This window comes from Streptococcus suis, from assembly GCF_046032535.1.
Lineage (GTDB): Bacteria > Bacillota > Bacilli > Lactobacillales > Streptococcaceae > Streptococcus > Streptococcus suis_AK.
Window position 1 is genome coordinate 80,094 of the sequence record NZ_JARQPL010000002.1, and the last position, 14,773, is coordinate 94,866.

The following is a 14,773-nucleotide window of genomic DNA, read 5'->3' on the forward strand; positions in this document are numbered from 1 at the left end:
TCCAACAGTCTACGGATAGGCTGTTGGAGGTTGGAAATGGACAAACAAACGAGGCAATCGTTACTTGATAACGATATTGACGAGTTTGTTTACAACAACAATCACCTTCACCACTGTTTGACCAGCGATTTCAGCTTGGACTTTTTCATCTGCAAGGGCAACTTTTTCAAGTTCAGCTGGTGCTAGGTCTTTGGCTACAGTCAAGCGAGCTTTTACTTTACCCTTGATTTGGACAACGATTTCCACTTCGCTTTCTACCAGCTTGCTTTCGTCATATATTGGCCATGCGACGTAGCTGATTGACTGGCCTGTTGCTACCAGACCCTGCCAGAGTTCTTCTGCCAAGTGTGGTGCAAATGGAGCAATCAATTGGACAAAGCCTTTGGCATATTTGACATAGAGCTTATCTTCTTTGTTGGCCGCGTTGACAAAAATCATGAGCTGGGCGATAGCCGTGTTGAATTTCAGGTCTTCAATATGCTCAGTCACTGTCTTCACAGTTTCATTGTAGACTTTATCAAGCGCTCCGCTATTTTCCGAAGAAATTTCCTTCGTTGTAATCAGGCGGTAGACACGGTCAAGGAACTTACGGCTGCCCTCGAGACCTTCTTCTGACCAGGCGATTGACGCATCAAGTGGGCCCATGAACATCTCGTAAACACGGAGGGTATCCGCACCAAACTGCTCGACCACATCATCTGGGTTAACCACGTTTTTAAGAGACTTAGACATCTTAGCAGGTGCCTGCTCCAACTCCTCACCAGTTTCGATGTTGAAGAAGGATCCGTCGCGTTTTTCCACCTTGTCGGTCGCTACAAGCGCACCACGGCTGTCGCGATAGCTAGTTCCCAAAATCATCCCTTGGTTAAAGAGTTTTTGGAATGGCTCTTTAGTCGGCACAACACCGAGGTCGTAAAGGAACTTATGCCAGAAGCGAGCATAAAGCAAGTGAAGGACTGCGTGCTCAGCACCACCGATGTAGATGTCCACTGGCAACCAAGCCTTGAGAATCTCTTCGTCTGCCAATTTCTCATCGTTGTGCGGGTCGATGTAGCGGAGGTAGTACCAGCTAGAGCCCGCCCATTGTGGCATAGTGTTGGTCTCACGGCGACCTTTAACCCCGTCTTCACGCACCACTTCCAACCAGTCTGTCAGGTTAGCAAGCGGTGATTCGCCTGTACCTGAAGGCTTGATGTCTGAGGTTTTTGGCAATACCAGAGGTAACTCATTTTCTGGGACTGCTGTGGAAGTACCGTCTTCCCAGTGGATGATTGGAATCGGCTCACCCCAATAACGTTGACGGCTGAAGAGCCAGTCACGGAGGCGGTAGGAAATTTTCTCCTGACCGAGACCATTTTCTTCCAACCAAGCCACCATTTTGGCAATGGCTTCTTCCTTATTCAGACCGTCTAGGAAGTCTGAATTGATGTGGGCACCATCTTCTGTGTAAGGCGCTTCTTCTACATTGCCACCTTCCAAAACTGGAATGATGTCCAAACCAAACTGTTTGGCAAATGCCCAGTCACGCTCATCATGAGCGGGAACGGCCATGATAGCACCTGTTCCGTAACTTGCCAGCACATAGTCCGCAATCCAGATTGGAATTTCTTTGTTATTAACAGGGTTGATGGCGTAGGCACCAGTCCAAACACCTGTCTTGTCTTTAGCCAAGTCAGTACGAGCCAGGTCTGATTTGAGAGAGGCTTGGCGTTTGTACTCTGCCACAGCTTCTGCTTGTTCAGCTGATGTGATACTATCTACCAAGTCATGCTCAGGAGCAAGAACTGCGTAGGTCGCACCAAAAAGAGTATCAGGACGAGTGGTAAAGACTGTGAAGTCCTTGTCTGTGTCCTTAATCTTGAAAGTCACATTGGCACCGGTTGACTTGCCGATCCAGTTGCGTTGCATGTCCTTGATTGACTCTGGCCAATCAACTTCTTCTAGGTCATTGAGCAAGCGTTCTGCATAGGCAGTGATTTTCAACATCCATTGACGCATTGGCTTGCGGACAACAGGGTAGCCACCACGTTCAGATGTTCCGTCAGGAAGAACCTCTTCGTTGGCAATAGCTGTTCCCAATTCTTCTACCCAGTTGACAGGCACTTCTGCCTCATAGGCTAGGCCTTTTTCATACAACTTGGTGAAAATCCACTGAGTCCACTTGTAGTAGTTAGGGTCTGTCGTATTGACCTCGCGGTCCCAGTCATAAGAAAAGCCAAGGGCGTTAATCTGACGTTTGAAGTTGGCAATATTTTCCGCCGTAAAGTCAGCTGGGTCATTTCCCGTGTCCATAGCGTATTGCTCCGCTGGCAAACCAAAGGCATCCCAACCCATTGGGTGAAGGACGTTGTAGCCTTGGGCACGCTTGTAACGACTAAGAATATCGGTTGCAGTATAGCCCTCAGGGTGACCAACGTGCAAGCCTGCACCAGACGGATAAGGGAACATATCTAGGGCATAAAAGTTTGGCTTAGCCGCATCTGTTCCCGTCTTAAAAGTATGATTTTTTGCCCAAAATTCCTGCCATTTGGGCTCGATTTCCTTGTGATTGTAGAAGCTCATGTCATTTCTCCATGTCAATAAATTATCTTTACTATTATATCACGTTTTTAGGGAATTGGGAAAGACAAAAACAGCCAGTTTTCACTAGCTGTTTTCCCGTTTTTACCAAATAATCACACGGTCTTCTTTGGCACGCCACATGCCGTCGCCTTCTTGAACGCCAAATGTTTCATGGAATTCATCGAAGTTTGGCAACTGGATGTTGGTACGTAGATGACCTGGTGCGTGGACATCTACACTTGCCAACATCTGCATGAACTCAGGACGGGCCTTCATTCGCCAGATACGAGCAAAGTTAGTGAAGAATTCCTCTGCGGAGAAGTCATCTTCTGACTTGGCTGCTTCAAGAGCTGCTGCAATCCCACCAAGGTCGGCAATGTTTTCTGACACGGTCAATTTACCATTGATTTTGGCACCGTAAGAATCCTGACCCTCAAACTGGTCAATAACCTGCTGGGTACGGGCCTCAAAGGCAGCATAGTCTTCCTCTGTCCACCAGTTATTCAAGCTACCATGCTCATCAAAGGAAGCACCATTTGAGTCAAAGGCATGGGAAATCTCGTGGGCAATAACCGCACCGATACCGCCGTAGTTAGCTGATGAAGACTGCTCCAGAGAGTAGAATGGTGCCTGCAAAATGGCTGCTGGGAAGACAATCAAGTTCTTCTGTGGATTGTAGTAGGCGTTGACCATGTGGGCTGGCATGCCCCATTCCTTAATGTCCACAGGCTTGTTCCACTTGCTCCAACCATGAGCAATGTCAATCTTGTTTAGTTCGATAGCATTTTCCACCAAGGACTTGCCTGGGTCAACAATCTTCTTATAATAACGCTCTGGCAAGGCTTCTGGATAGCCGATGTAAGGCTTGATGACATTGAGCTTGACAATGGCTTTGTCACGCGTTTCCTGAGCCAACCAGTCTGCCGTTTCCAAACGAGATTTGTAGACCTCAATCATCTTGGCAACTTTTGCTTCCACATCAGCCTTGGCTTCTGGTGAGAATTTTTCTCCAGCATACCAAAGACCGAGGGCTTGGTTAAAGTAGCCTTGTGCCAAGTTGTAGGCTGCTTTTTCCTGATTTTGAGCCTGCGGTGTACCAGAAAGAGCACGGCTGTAGGCTCCTGACAAGATGCGGATTTCATCCGACAGGAAGGCTGTATAAGCTCCTGCCGCTTTCAAAATCAAGGTCGCCTTCAAAAGTTCCCAATTATCCGCACTGTAAATGTCCTTGGCAGCCTGCCAGAAACGTTCCTCAGGCACGATAATCTTGTCTGGTGTTTGACCTAAAATCGCTGTGAAGAAATCATCCAAAGGCAACTCTGGTGCCAAGGCAGTAAAATCTGCCCACTCGTACGGGTGGTAAAGTTTGGCGTACTCAGAACCTTCTTCATTTGACAGAGCATACTTGGCAATCGTGGCATCTAGTTCCAAACGCTTGTCCAAAAGGTCCTTGATTTCTGCATCGCTAAAACCAAATTTTGGTAGGAGAGCTTCTTGGCTCTCTCTCCACGTTTTGAGCAACTCTGCTCCTTTTTCATGCCCTTCCTCATAGTAGGTCGTATCTGGCAGGATAATGCCCAGAGAATCTGCCCAAAGAACATTGGTGGTCGCATCCATAAAGTCAGGTGCCACACCGAAAGGCATGAGGTTTGGCTTGCCTGCCAACTCGTATTCCGCCAACTTGCTGGTAAATTCTTCGAAAGAGTTGAGTGCCTTGTACTCTGCAATCAAGGCTTGTGCTGGCTCTGCTCCCAAACGGTCACGGGTTTCATAGTCAGCCACTTGCTTGTGGAAGGCTACAAAGTTTTGCAAAACGCTATCTTCTGGGACATTTTCTCCCGCCAACCATGCGTTTGTCGTGTCAATCATGAGCTTTTCAATCTCGTCCGCCAGGTCTGAGAAACCACCTGTTCTTGGCTTATCGTCTGGAATCACGGCTGTTTTTGCCCATTCACCATTGACGTATTCGTAAAAATCATCTTGTAAACGTGTCATTGATTTTCTCCTTTGTCTTTCCTAATGACTATAATAACAAAAAATTCTGACAATTTCACTTATCAGGTGACCATGACCAAGTATTTTTTAGAATAATACTCGAACAAACCACAAGAAGGCTGACAACGGCACAGGTCCCTGACATGGTTAAATCCAGTTGATTGGCCACTAAAAGACCTAGCACAACCGTTAAAATAGCGATACCTTGCCCTAAAAGAAGCAATTGCCAAAAGGATTTGACCCAACGTAGGGCAGCCATACTTGGTGCCACCAAGAAAACAATAACAGTCATCGAGCCGACCGCTTCAAAGGCCAGAACAGTAGTTAAGGAAACTAGAATCAAAATAACCATTTCTAAAATCCTTGTTCGCAAGCCAGACAAACGAGCATGGTTGCTGTCAAATAGATACACTTGTAAACGATAGTAAGCCCAAGCAAAAAATAGAACAATAACCAACCAAGCCAAACTCGACTTGACCAGACTAACAGGGAGTGACCAGCCTAGAACATCCATACGATGGAGCGGAGCAAAAAGTACTTCCCCCTGCAAAATCAGATCCACATCCAAGTGAACATTGCGAGCAAAAAGAGAAATAAGCAAAACCGCCACCGCAAAAAAGAGAGAAAAAACTAGACCTGTTGCGGCATCATGCGCTATCTTTCGACTATGCAGACGGTCAATGGCAAGAACCGATAATAACCCAAACAGACTGGCACCAACTATTAGCAACGGCGAATCCAAACTATGACTAATAAAAAATCCCAGAACAATCCCAAGCAAGACAGAATGCGATAGCGCATCTGCCAACATCGATTGATTTTTTACAACCAGTATCGAGCCGAGCAAGCCACAAGAACTAGCAATAACCATCAAAATGAGTAATACTTCAAACACGACCATTCTCCTTTCTGACATAGGTAACATACACAAATGCAGACAGGGTCAGACCTGTCAGACAGACGATAATAGTCGGTCCAGTCGACAAACCAGATACACTGGAGCTAATCCAGGTCCCTACGAAAGCCGACCCAATTGCAACGATTCCTGCCAGTAACAGACTCTTATGATACGATTTTCCCAGCACCAAGCCAAAGACAGCTGGTGCAATCAAAAAACTACTCATCAAAATAGCTCCGACTAACTTTAATCCTACTGCAATTAGGCAAATCATCAAAAACATCGTCAACTGCTGCAAGTACTTTACACGAACACCAATAACCCTTGCAAAAGTTTGATCAAACAGATATAGCTTATAGTCTTGATAAAAGAAAGCAAACAATACCAAAGCCAATAGTGAAATAATTCCGATGAGTATCACATCATCCAGCTGAATAAAGGCTGCCTGTCCAAATAGATAGGTTTGCAATCCAGCTTGGGAAGCCCCTGCAAAGGCTTCATTTCCCTGAATAGCATTTTTTAAGACCATTCCCAAACCAAAGAAAGACGCAGACACCAATGAAAGGGCATTGACTAGGCTGTGACCACCTTTTCGACGCAACCAATGGACAAGTGCATAAGAAAGGTAGCCTGACAACACTGCTCCTAACAGCAAGTAGAGAGGATGTCGCGACTGAAAAATCATGAAAGAGACAATCACTCCAGGATAAGAAGCATGCCCAAGAGCATCCCCAAGCAAACTCTGTTTAGTAAGAACAGATATACTTCCGATAGTGCTGGCTGCTACAGCTAGGCTGACGGTCCCTAAAGCAACTGTCCAGAAAGAATACTCTTTGAAAACCTCAAACATGACTGCCTCCTTTGGCATTTCCTAAAAACAGCCCATTTCCTATGCCGTAGGTCGCCTGATAATTCTCACTTGTCAAAGTCTCATCCATCGGACCAGAGTCAATCACATGCTTATGAAGCCAGACAAGGTGATCAAAGTAGGCATCCAGCGTCGTTAAGTCATGATGAATGACAATGGAAGTTTTCCCTTCACATTGGAACTCCTTGAGCATATCCATGATCATGATTTCTGTTGCCTGATCAATCCCTGCCAGAGGCTCATCCATAAGATACAATTCTGCTTCCTGTGCCAGGGCTCTAGCTAGAAAGACCCGCTGACGCTGCCCACCTGAAAGCTGATCAATCTGACGATGGCGTAAATCCGCAATTTTTAACCGTTCTAGAGCCTGCTCAACAATCTGTCTATCAGCCTTAGTCGGTCTTCTAAACATCCCCTTACTATGAGCGAAGCGTCCCATCAGAACAATTTCAAAAACTGTTGCAGGAAATTGCCAATTTACTTGACTGGACTGGGGAATATAGGCTACTTTTTGAGCAATCAATCTCTCTAGACCTGCCTCCTGGCCAAGCAAGCGAACCTGTCCTGTGTCAGGTTTTTCCAACCCCAAAATGACCTTGAATAGACTGGACTTCCCAGCACCATTTGGTCCAACAATAGCCGTCCGACTCCCTCTGGGAATTACCAAATTGACATCTTCTAAAGCCATGGTCTGGCTGGCTGTATATGCTAAATTGACATCTTTTAATTCAATGATTGCCGACATATTTCCTCCTATTTTAAAAATGATATACCTCATTCATACTCAATGAAAATCAAAATCAGACCAACCTACCAAGCTGAGAAAGTCGATAAGATTAAGATACCGTACCAACAAATTGCTGGCAAACCCTATACATCGCTTATTTCAACACATCAGTACATGAATTTGATTTTCGTAGAGCACCAATGCTTCCTTCAATCGTATGTTTATAAATCTGTTAAAAATGGTCCAAAAACGGAAAGAACTCGACCTAGACCGAGTCCTTTTTACTACTCATTTGAAATCCCTGTTCACGCACAGACTACTGATATATAAAGTCCCGCTGTGAACCAAGATCATCGAGGTCTACAAGCGGTATTTCTAGTCAAGGACCTCAATAACTGGTGTGATTTGCTACTAACGCCTATCCTCCCCCAAGCGTTGCCACCTCCTATAGAAAGAGTCCTATACTGCTTGTGCTCGAAACAATTGATTATCCCTCATATTGGTACCTATCAACTCTATCTTCGGTAATATCTCTAGTCTTCATTGGATAGCAAGCCCGTTCGACCTCTACTATTTTAGATATTTAACCATCAGTTTAACATTATGTTTGTACATGTCGATAAAGGTATCCCCTTCCTCGCCTTCTGGTGCCAAAGAATCTGAGAATAACTCCTTACCTTCGCCAGTAACAACTTCAACCTGACCGCCTTTGGCTTTTACTGCCTCTTGCAATTTCTCCATGCGTTCTGGATTAGTTGTAGACTCTGTAAAGATAGCCTTGATATTATGGTCAATGATTAGGTTAACTGTCTCAATCATGTCACTGTTAGCCACTTCTGAGTCGGTGCTCACGCCTTGAGGAGCATAGAGAGTGAAGTCATAACTAGCAGCAAAGTAATTAAAGGCATCATGTGGTGTTACCAAATAGCGACTTTCTTTTGGAATCACACTTAATTCTTTTTCTACCCAGGCATGCAAATCATCTAGCTGCGCTTGGTATTTTTCTGCATTTTTCTGAATCATCTCAGCTTTAGCAGGTAAGAGTTTTTGTAGTTCCTCTGAAGCTACAGCTACAGCTGACTTGTACAAGGGAATTGAAAACCAGAAGTGCGGATCGACAATCTCTTCTCCATCCTCATCCATCGTATTCAAATCTTTTGCATTAAAGTTTTTAGAAACAGCTACTCCGGTCTTCTCCAAAGCTTCAACCATTTTACCTTCAAAGTGCAAACCGTGGTAGAGAACAAGGTCAGCCTTTTGTAATTTTGATAAATCACTAGATTTGGCTACGTACAAATGAGGGTCTTCTCCTGCTGGAATCAGCAAATCACGTTCCACCTCATCACCTGCCAGCTGGTAGACCATATCATTGAGGAAAGAGGTTGTGACAGCCACTCGCGGCTTGCTGGCAGCCTCTGGGCTTTGCGTTGAACGACAGGCTCCTAGTCCTATTAGGGACAATAGCAGAGCAAAACTGAACAATATTTTCTTCATATAGGTTCTCCTTTTATTTTTATTAAGCATGCCTAACTATATAATTAGATTAAGCTAAAAAATTCATTTTGTCAACTGATTTTTAAATTTTTTGATATAATAGTTTCAGTAGAAAGCGAGTTCTCATGACACCAAACAAAGAAGATTACCTAAAATGTATTTATGAACTGGGTCAATTAGACCAAAAAATTACCAATAAACTCATCGCAGAGAAGATGGCCTTCTCCGCACCAGCCGTTTCTGAAATGCTCAAAAAAATGGTAGCCGAAGAACTCATTTCTAAGGATGCCAAGGCAGGTTATCTCCTCAGCCAAACTGCCTTGGAAATGGTAGCCAATCTCTACCGCAAGCACCGCCTGATCGAAGTCTTTTTGGTCGAACAGCTGGGCTATTCCCCTGAACAAGTCCATGAAGAGGCTGAGATTTTAGAACACACCGTTTCAGATCACTTTATCAATCGCCTAGACCTGCTACTGGAACAGCCTCAAACTTGTCCTCACGGGGGAAGCATTCCTCAAGCAGGACAACCGCTCATCGAACGCTACCAGACACGGCTGTCACAGCTAACTGAGACAGGGAACTACCAGCTTGTCCGTATCCATGACTTCTATCAACTCCTTCAGTACTTGGAACAACATGAATTAGCTGTCGGCGATTTACTAACCGTCACAGACTTCGACCACTTTGCCCAAACCATCACCATCCAGTACAAGGACAAAGAGCTCGCCGTCCCAACAGCCATCGCTCAACAATTATTCATCGAAAAAAGCAATCGCCCAGCCTAAACAAGCTGAGCGATTATTTTTTCTTCATGTTACGAAAAATAGTTCTGGCTACAAAAAATAGTTGCCCTAGGATATATACCAAACCCAAAAAAGAACCTAGATAAAAACAGCCCAAGAGAAAGTGTGGACGAAAGGTTAGAGGTTGTAGGACAAACATGAGAATCCCTACCAAGCCCCACCGCATGCCCCAGGTCATCTTTCTCTGAATCAACCATTCCAGCCAATCTTCTCCAACTGAACTTCTGGTTTCCAGATACTCTTGATTAAGGTCTTGAAAAAATTTTCTCATATTTCTGCCCACCTCTGCACTTGATAGTGGGAGTGGGAAAGAACTCGACCATTCATAGAAGAGTTCGTCAACAAGTCCTTATTTCCATTTGTTGAGCTGAAACAGTCTATCCCCAGACTGTTTCACTCCCATCCCCGCACAGCTCAAAAGGTTCAGTGAACCTTTTGAGGTTGGAAATAGAGCGAACTTTGTTCGCAACAGTCGTAATGGTCAGATTTGGAGTGTAAAACACGAACAAATCTGCCAATCAACCACTGCGCTGAGATGTTGACACTAACGTTGAGAAGCGGTGCTGAGCTTTTTGCCCAGCCTCGTTTCCTCTCAGTATACAGGCATTTCCCCAAAATGTCTACTGTCAATTTTTATCCACCAATCTGCACCAAACCAAATAAAATTTGAAGGAATAAAATGGAGGCATTATAGAAGCTATGTGCAAGGATAGTATCCGTCATTCGTCTATTGCACATATACAGATAGCCCAGATAAGCCCCTGTGATAAAGTGACCAAAAAATGCCACCGAAAAGCTCCAAGTATGACAATAGGCAAATAGAAGGGCAGAAAATACGATGACCATTTGAGGATACTTAGGAAAATACTGGGCTGTCTTTTCTAACAAAATCCCTCTGTAAAGAAATTCTTCTAAAACTGGAGCAAACAAGACAACTGAGAGAGCTATCACCCCAAAATTGTCTGAATTTAACTGATTGACTGTATCCAAGGCGTTAGAATCACTAGGACTAAGACCCAAATACTGCCAAAGGAGGTTCAGGCAAGTTTGACCCGTAAATACCAGTGCTGTCATTCCGACTATTTTTAAAATATTCAGCTTCTCTCTTGAAAAGACTTGATTCTTCACCATTCCTCGTCTGATAACAGAAAGTAGTGCCAATATTGCAAGACCAAGACCTATCATGACTGCAAGTTTTAAAAGCACATTCTCTTGAAAGACTGTTATCCCCACATAAACTGGAAGTTGAATGAGCAAAGTGAGCAGCAAGGTACCCACTGCTAAACCGATTGATTTTATTATTTTCATATTCTACTCATTTTTTATCTATTACAACTAATTCCGAGTGTTCTTTTTATACGTATGATAACTTAGAATTAATATTCCTACTAACCCCAGTATATTTAAAATATATCGCAAGTAGTCTGTCACTCGAAACAAGTTTAGTATGCCCATCATTAATAGTACAAACAAGGGAATAATAGTTGTCAATTTTAGCATTTTCATATTCTTATCCCATACTTTCTTCAGATATTTTAATCCTAATTTTTCTTGTTTCTAATGTATTGTCAAGCGACACTCCATTTATTTAGCATTTTTATTGATTTGACTCAAAATAATCAACCAAGTGCCAATAATAATCCAGTCTTTTACAGAAAGCGCCTTACTTTCGAGGTAATAATAGACAACTATGGAAATGTTCATAAAAAATAAAGTAAAAAATAATAGCTTTCTATTCATAAATTCACTGCAAAATGGAAGCTAAAAAAATCAACCATTTATCCCTCCTGTCACTGTTATTAAACTGTTTTTACTAGATGTTATTTCAAATACTACTTATTCTTTTTCCAATCTTTCATAGCACGAATTCCTCAACAGAGCAAGATTAAAAAAGTAATTGCTATAATGAATCCGATAAAACCGATTATTTTCTGGTAGAAATATTCTGCAGTCAAACCTCTATACAAACTTACTAGTCCTATGATTGAAAATAAGACTATGAAACCTAACTGTTGCAAGTACAAAGTAGGCTCCCACACTGTATGTTCTCCCTGCTTTCTTACTTCTTTCATAAAATAATAATTGACGACGAAAGAAGTAGACATACACATTCCAATTGTCACACACCATAAGGTTTGAAGAGATATGACCTCTCTCATCATATAGAGAACAAATAAAACAATTAGAGGAAGTTGACCAGCCCAAAATCGAAAGAATATCAATTCTTTTTTCCTTGAATTATTTTCCTTCATATAGTACCTCCAGTGTATATTACTGCCACACAATTGTTTTTTCCTATTTTAGTATAATCTAACTCACCCCAATTTTTTCATTCATGTCACGAACGGTCGTTATTTTGTAATGAATGACCATTTTTTCGAAGTCACCGGATATTATCCAAGATATTCAGTACCAGATTATCGCTTGACAGATGTAAAACAAATAGCTACACTATTATTATACATATTAGAATTTGGAGTCGAAGACAATGGCAGGATTGGTTAGGGATAGACAATATAATTTTAGAGTAAATGCACAATTATTGGAACAAGCAAAAATAATCTTATCAGAAAAAGATATGACCCTTTCTGATGCTCTTAATTTATTTGTAGAAAGAATGGTTGAAGAGCAAGATTTGCCAATAAAAACGGTAGAAGAGGCACGTGCAGAGGCTTTTCTAGATGAGTTGATTGCAGAGCTTGATGAAGGCTACCAAGAAGTTTTATCTGGAAACACGACACCTGCTCGTGAGGTATTCGCCAAATATGGTCTATGAAGTACATTTATCTGCTAAAGCCGAACAAGATTTAGAGGAAATCTACCAGTATTATGTCCGTGAATTTTCAGAATCAAGTGCTCGAAAGGTGCTTGCATCTCTGAGCACAGCTATCTTGACCTTAGAAATATTTCCAGAGGGATATATTGACCTCGATGCTCGTCTGGGACGAGCATTATTCCCAGAAGGAAAAACACGGATGATTCCTGGAAAACAGCATCTCATCTTCTATTTGATTCGTGACTCTCGTGTAGATATCCTTCGCATTAGAGGAGCAAGGACAGACTACCTAAACAACCTAGACAATCTATTCAAGCAAACCCTCAAATAACGAGCAACTCCCCCACCTTCAACAAGTCTAACGAAACGAGTGTAAACAAAAAGCTGATTGCTCAGCTTTTTTCATTTTATTTTCTACCACTCTCTCATCCAAAAACAGAATATAGAAATTCCCCGAATTCTTGCCCTGCAGAATAAATCGCTGGTACAAGAACTGATCCAAGTGTCATCAAGGTCAGAGCTACTCCTACCCAGACCAAGAATTTCATTGCAAACGAGGAAGACTCATAAGCTGTTTCAAATTCTTGGTATTTTTTATCTAATTTTTCCATCATTGTCATAACTGAACTCCTTTAACATCACTAACCAAACAATACCAATAAGTAACCAATAATTGAGAAGATAACCATCAAGCTATTGTTTAAGATATGAACAAGAATAGCATCCACAATATTGCCACGACGAGCATAAGCCAAATAGAAGACTGCCCCAAGCAAGAAGTAAAGTGGCAACTCAACTGGATGAATCGCATGAAGAAGAGCAAAGACAGCTGAACTGATTATCAATTTTAGCCATTTTTGATGTTCTTTGAAGAAATATCTGCTAAACAAACCTCTGAAAACAAGCTCTTCCATAAAAGGAGCAAAGACACCTATTGCAATATGAAAGGCAACAAAGTATAGCGGAAACATCTTCGCCAATTGCTCATTTGTAGCCAAAAGTGCTGCATCGTTGGCTGTGGTGGCATTACCAGTTACCAACTGGGTCAATAACGTTCCGCCAATACCGACAATCCGTCCGACCAAGAAAAATAGCAGAGCAAACCCAAAATCTTTCCAAGTAAATGTGAACCGTTTTTGCTGGTCAGGTAGACCTTTCTTATACCGTTTCCAAGTCCACACCACAATAGCTGTCGCAATGACTAGATAGCCAATGCCAGAAACCCACTGCATGGCACCTGACATCGAATCCTGTATGGCAATAAATCGCATCGGAGTTATGTTAATCGCAACGATGACAAGAATCAAACCAATAAATTTTAAAATATTTTTAACACGTTTCATAAGCTAGTCCTCCTTTTTAGTCTTACTCACTTTCATTAGAAAATACAATGCAATAAAGAGCGTTGGATAGAAACTAGATGAGAAAACATCTACTGTTTTTCCAAGAACAAGCCAAGCCACTAGGTGAATAAGAACGGCAGTGACCAAAATTCCTTCAACAATCCCTTGCAAGAACTGCATAATTTTGTTCGTTTCATTGATAGTCATCATTCGATGTTTGTTTTCCATTTTCATTTCTCCTGTTCTTGTTTTCTTTATTAGCTTACTTTTCCTTGTTTTTTTCCTTATTTGTTAAAATGGCAAAAGTGATGATTAGACCTGGATTACTGAGTGCTAAAATATTGAAATAGTCTTTAAGGCTATCATCTGACAAATTCGCACAGATTTTAAAAACCAGCCAAAGCACAATGGGAATCAAAACTGCATAGAATTTTTTATTCTTCATCTTCAGTTCTCCTCACTATTATTTTACTTATCGCTCAATTCTGATTTCAAATAACGTTTTGCCACTTTTTTCCATTTTTTCAAGAATAAGGGTAGCTAGATAAAATCCGTACGGTATCAACATCGGCAACTCAAGATTCTGTCTAATGAATGCAAATCCAATAAAAAAGGTATAGACAATCATTGTTGTGTGTAATACATGTTTCCCTGTAATAACAAGTTCCTTTTTTTCTTTCATCTTTGTTTCTCCTGTTCTTGTTTTCTTTACACTCTTAGTATAAGCCAAATCAACTCCATTTTTTCATCCATGTCATGAACGGTCGTTATTTTGTAATGAATGACCATTTTTTATTGATTCATTAAGTTGTGATATAGTTTTTTGATAAATTTCTCTAATTTTTCTTCAACGAGAATAAATAGATACAGTCCATAGGGAGTTATGAAGCGAGATGTAAAATTCTTAGTGACGAGTAAGTATAGCACATACAAGGCATAGACAAACATCGCGACATGTAGCAATTGTTCTTCTGTCATAGCGATTTTCTTTTTTACTGTCATCTCATTTCTCCTTGTTCTTATTTTTTACACATATAAATCACCCCTCTAATGACAAGGTAACTGAATAGGTAAACCATTCCATAATACACTCCCCATAGACCAATGATAGCTCCTGCTCCGAGTCCTACAAGTAGAGAGCGGAAATGACGGTGTTTAACAATTGTTTTTAAAGTATTCATGTTCGTGCCTCCTTTTTGTTTTTTACACTTTTAGTATAAGTCAACTCAGCCCGATTTTTTCATCCATGTCATGAACTGTCGATATTTTGTAATGAATGACCATTTTTTCATTAAGTCGTTTTCATA

General features: G+C 41.8%; 19 protein-coding genes. 4 read left to right on the top strand and 15 right to left on the bottom strand.

Annotated elements, in window-relative coordinates; translation table 11 throughout:
- Positions 1–60 precede the first annotated feature (60 nt).
- The 5 genes from leuS to P7J58_RS01270 all read right to left on the bottom strand — a co-directional run bounded on the left by leuS (position 61) and on the right by P7J58_RS01270 (position 7,068).
- A complete protein-coding gene (leuS, locus tag P7J58_RS01250) occupies positions 61–2,562 on the bottom strand; it encodes a leucine--tRNA ligase (protein WP_408555426.1) in 2,502 nt (833 codons plus the stop codon).
- A 102-nt stretch (positions 2,563–2,664) separates the two neighbouring features.
- Entirely contained in the window at positions 2,665–4,557 is a 1,893-nt protein-coding gene (locus P7J58_RS01255; RefSeq protein ID WP_408555425.1) for a M13 family metallopeptidase, read from the bottom strand.
- Between the two features lie 55 nt (positions 4,558–4,612).
- Entirely contained in the window at positions 4,613–5,452 is an 840-nt protein-coding gene (locus tag P7J58_RS01260) for a metal ABC transporter permease (protein WP_408555423.1), read from the bottom strand.
- Positions 5,445–6,305, bottom strand: coding sequence for a metal ABC transporter permease (locus P7J58_RS01265; protein WP_029177229.1), 861 nt, complete (start codon positions 6,303–6,305; stop codon positions 5,445–5,447). The genes P7J58_RS01260 and P7J58_RS01265 overlap by 8 nt, the downstream gene beginning before the upstream one ends.
- Positions 6,298–7,068, bottom strand: coding sequence for a metal ABC transporter ATP-binding protein (locus P7J58_RS01270; RefSeq protein WP_009910969.1), 771 nt, complete (start codon positions 7,066–7,068; stop codon positions 6,298–6,300). Before P7J58_RS01270 ends, P7J58_RS01265 begins: the two co-directional genes overlap by 8 nt.
- 42 nt (positions 7,069–7,110) lie before the next feature.
- Here P7J58_RS01270 and P7J58_RS01275 point away from each other — a divergent pair, with 42 nt between their 5' ends.
- Positions 7,111–7,380 carry a hypothetical protein gene (locus tag P7J58_RS01275; protein ID WP_408555422.1) on the top strand — a complete coding sequence of 90 codons (270 nt, stop codon included), beginning with the start codon at positions 7,111–7,113 and terminating at the stop codon, positions 7,378–7,380.
- 240 nt (positions 7,381–7,620) lie between these two features.
- Here P7J58_RS01275 and P7J58_RS01280 read toward each other — a convergent pair whose 3' ends face one another.
- Positions 7,621–8,544 carry a metal ABC transporter solute-binding protein, Zn/Mn family gene (locus tag P7J58_RS01280; protein ID WP_408555421.1) on the bottom strand — a complete coding sequence of 308 codons (924 nt, stop codon included), beginning with the start codon at positions 8,542–8,544 and terminating at the stop codon, positions 7,621–7,623.
- 125 nt (positions 8,545–8,669) lie between these two features.
- On the opposite strand from P7J58_RS01280, the gene P7J58_RS01285 reads away from it, so the two are divergent.
- Entirely contained in the window at positions 8,670–9,329 is a 660-nt protein-coding gene (locus P7J58_RS01285) for a metal-dependent transcriptional regulator (protein WP_408555420.1), read from the top strand.
- 13 nt (positions 9,330–9,342) lie between these two features.
- Here the strand turns inward: P7J58_RS01285 and P7J58_RS01290 are convergent, their stop codons facing one another.
- A complete protein-coding gene (locus tag P7J58_RS01290) occupies positions 9,343–9,618 on the bottom strand; it encodes a hypothetical protein (protein ID WP_408555419.1) in 276 nt (91 codons plus the stop codon).
- Positions 9,619–9,980: 362 nt separating this feature from the next.
- Positions 9,981–10,655 carry a CPBP family intramembrane glutamic endopeptidase gene (locus P7J58_RS01295; RefSeq protein ID WP_408555417.1) on the bottom strand — a complete coding sequence of 225 codons (675 nt, stop codon included), beginning with the start codon at positions 10,653–10,655 and terminating at the stop codon, positions 9,981–9,983.
- Between the two features lie 1,180 nt (positions 10,656–11,835).
- Between P7J58_RS01295 and P7J58_RS01300 the strand changes: the two genes are divergently transcribed.
- Together P7J58_RS01300 and P7J58_RS01305 are read left to right on the top strand one after the other, a co-directional pair.
- On the top strand, positions 11,836–12,123 hold the full coding sequence (locus tag P7J58_RS01300; RefSeq protein ID WP_408555415.1) for a type II toxin-antitoxin system RelB/DinJ family antitoxin: 288 nt from the start codon (positions 11,836–11,838) through the stop codon (positions 12,121–12,123).
- Positions 12,113–12,454: a type II toxin-antitoxin system RelE/ParE family toxin gene (locus P7J58_RS01305; RefSeq protein ID WP_408555414.1), complete on the top strand. Its 342-nt coding sequence runs from the start codon at positions 12,113–12,115 to the stop codon at positions 12,452–12,454. The genes P7J58_RS01300 and P7J58_RS01305 overlap by 11 nt, the downstream gene beginning before the upstream one ends.
- A 94-nt stretch (positions 12,455–12,548) precedes the next feature.
- Here the strand turns inward: P7J58_RS01305 and P7J58_RS01310 are convergent, their stop codons facing one another.
- The 7 genes from P7J58_RS01310 to P7J58_RS01340 form a co-directional block, all read right to left on the bottom strand.
- Positions 12,549–12,743 (bottom strand): hypothetical protein, encoded by a 195-nt coding sequence (locus P7J58_RS01310; RefSeq protein ID WP_029943370.1) that lies wholly within the window; start codon positions 12,741–12,743, stop codon positions 12,549–12,551.
- 21 nt (positions 12,744–12,764) lie between these two features.
- Positions 12,765–13,466 carry a CPBP family intramembrane glutamic endopeptidase gene (locus P7J58_RS01315; RefSeq protein WP_125183780.1) on the bottom strand — a complete coding sequence of 234 codons (702 nt, stop codon included), beginning with the start codon at positions 13,464–13,466 and terminating at the stop codon, positions 12,765–12,767.
- 3 nt (positions 13,467–13,469) lie between these two features.
- Complete coding sequence (locus tag P7J58_RS01320) at positions 13,470–13,694, bottom strand: hypothetical protein (RefSeq protein ID WP_408555413.1); 225 nt, start codon at positions 13,692–13,694, stop codon at positions 13,470–13,472.
- A gap of 34 nt (positions 13,695–13,728) precedes the next feature.
- Entirely contained in the window at positions 13,729–13,911 is a 183-nt protein-coding gene (locus P7J58_RS01325) for a hypothetical protein (RefSeq protein ID WP_408555412.1), read from the bottom strand.
- A gap of 27 nt (positions 13,912–13,938) precedes the next feature.
- Positions 13,939–14,148, bottom strand: coding sequence for a hypothetical protein (locus P7J58_RS01330; RefSeq protein ID WP_408555411.1), 210 nt, complete (start codon positions 14,146–14,148; stop codon positions 13,939–13,941).
- 110 nt (positions 14,149–14,258) lie between these two features.
- Positions 14,259–14,468, bottom strand: a complete 210-nt coding sequence (locus P7J58_RS01335; protein WP_408555410.1) for a hypothetical protein — start codon at positions 14,466–14,468, stop codon at positions 14,259–14,261.
- A 17-nt stretch (positions 14,469–14,485) separates the two neighbouring features.
- On the bottom strand, positions 14,486–14,647 hold the full coding sequence (locus tag P7J58_RS01340) for a hypothetical protein (RefSeq protein ID WP_408555409.1): 162 nt from the start codon (positions 14,645–14,647) through the stop codon (positions 14,486–14,488).
- Positions 14,648–14,773 lie beyond the last annotated feature (126 nt).

What these genes read in the sequence shown, in the direction of transcription:
- leuS (WP_408555426.1), bottom strand. Translation starts at nt 2,562, where the DNA reads ATGAGCTTCTACAATCACAAGGAAATCGAGCCCAAATGGCAGGAATTT.
- P7J58_RS01255 (WP_408555425.1), bottom strand. Translation starts at nt 4,557, where the DNA reads ATGACACGTTTACAAGATGATTTTTACGAATACGTCAATGGTGAATGG.
- P7J58_RS01265 (WP_029177229.1), bottom strand. Translation starts at nt 6,305, where the DNA reads ATGTTTGAGGTTTTCAAAGAGTATTCTTTCTGGACAGTTGCTTTAGGG.
- P7J58_RS01270 (WP_009910969.1), bottom strand. Translation starts at nt 7,068, where the DNA reads ATGTCGGCAATCATTGAATTAAAAGATGTCAATTTAGCATATACAGCC.
- P7J58_RS01275 (WP_408555422.1), top strand. Translation starts at nt 7,111, where the DNA reads ATGAAAATCAAAATCAGACCAACCTACCAAGCTGAGAAAGTCGATAAG.
- P7J58_RS01280 (WP_408555421.1), bottom strand. Translation starts at nt 8,544, where the DNA reads ATGAAGAAAATATTGTTCAGTTTTGCTCTGCTATTGTCCCTAATAGGA.
- P7J58_RS01285 (WP_408555420.1), top strand. Translation starts at nt 8,670, where the DNA reads ATGACACCAAACAAAGAAGATTACCTAAAATGTATTTATGAACTGGGT.
- P7J58_RS01290 (WP_408555419.1), bottom strand. Translation starts at nt 9,618, where the DNA reads ATGAGAAAATTTTTTCAAGACCTTAATCAAGAGTATCTGGAAACCAGA.
- P7J58_RS01295 (WP_408555417.1), bottom strand. Translation starts at nt 10,655, where the DNA reads ATGAAAATAATAAAATCAATCGGTTTAGCAGTGGGTACCTTGCTGCTC.
- P7J58_RS01300 (WP_408555415.1), top strand. Translation starts at nt 11,836, where the DNA reads ATGGCAGGATTGGTTAGGGATAGACAATATAATTTTAGAGTAAATGCA.
- P7J58_RS01305 (WP_408555414.1), top strand. Translation starts at nt 12,113, where the DNA reads ATGGTCTATGAAGTACATTTATCTGCTAAAGCCGAACAAGATTTAGAG.
- P7J58_RS01310 (WP_029943370.1), bottom strand. Translation starts at nt 12,743, where the DNA reads ATGACAATGATGGAAAAATTAGATAAAAAATACCAAGAATTTGAAACA.
- P7J58_RS01315 (WP_125183780.1), bottom strand. Translation starts at nt 13,466, where the DNA reads ATGAAACGTGTTAAAAATATTTTAAAATTTATTGGTTTGATTCTTGTC.
- P7J58_RS01320 (WP_408555413.1), bottom strand. Translation starts at nt 13,694, where the DNA reads ATGGAAAACAAACATCGAATGATGACTATCAATGAAACGAACAAAATT.
- P7J58_RS01325 (WP_408555412.1), bottom strand. Translation starts at nt 13,911, where the DNA reads ATGAAGAATAAAAAATTCTATGCAGTTTTGATTCCCATTGTGCTTTGG.
- P7J58_RS01330 (WP_408555411.1), bottom strand. Translation starts at nt 14,148, where the DNA reads ATGAAAGAAAAAAAGGAACTTGTTATTACAGGGAAACATGTATTACAC.
- P7J58_RS01335 (WP_408555410.1), bottom strand. Translation starts at nt 14,468, where the DNA reads ATGACAGTAAAAAAGAAAATCGCTATGACAGAAGAACAATTGCTACAT.
- P7J58_RS01340 (WP_408555409.1), bottom strand. Translation starts at nt 14,647, where the DNA reads ATGAATACTTTAAAAACAATTGTTAAACACCGTCATTTCCGCTCTCTA.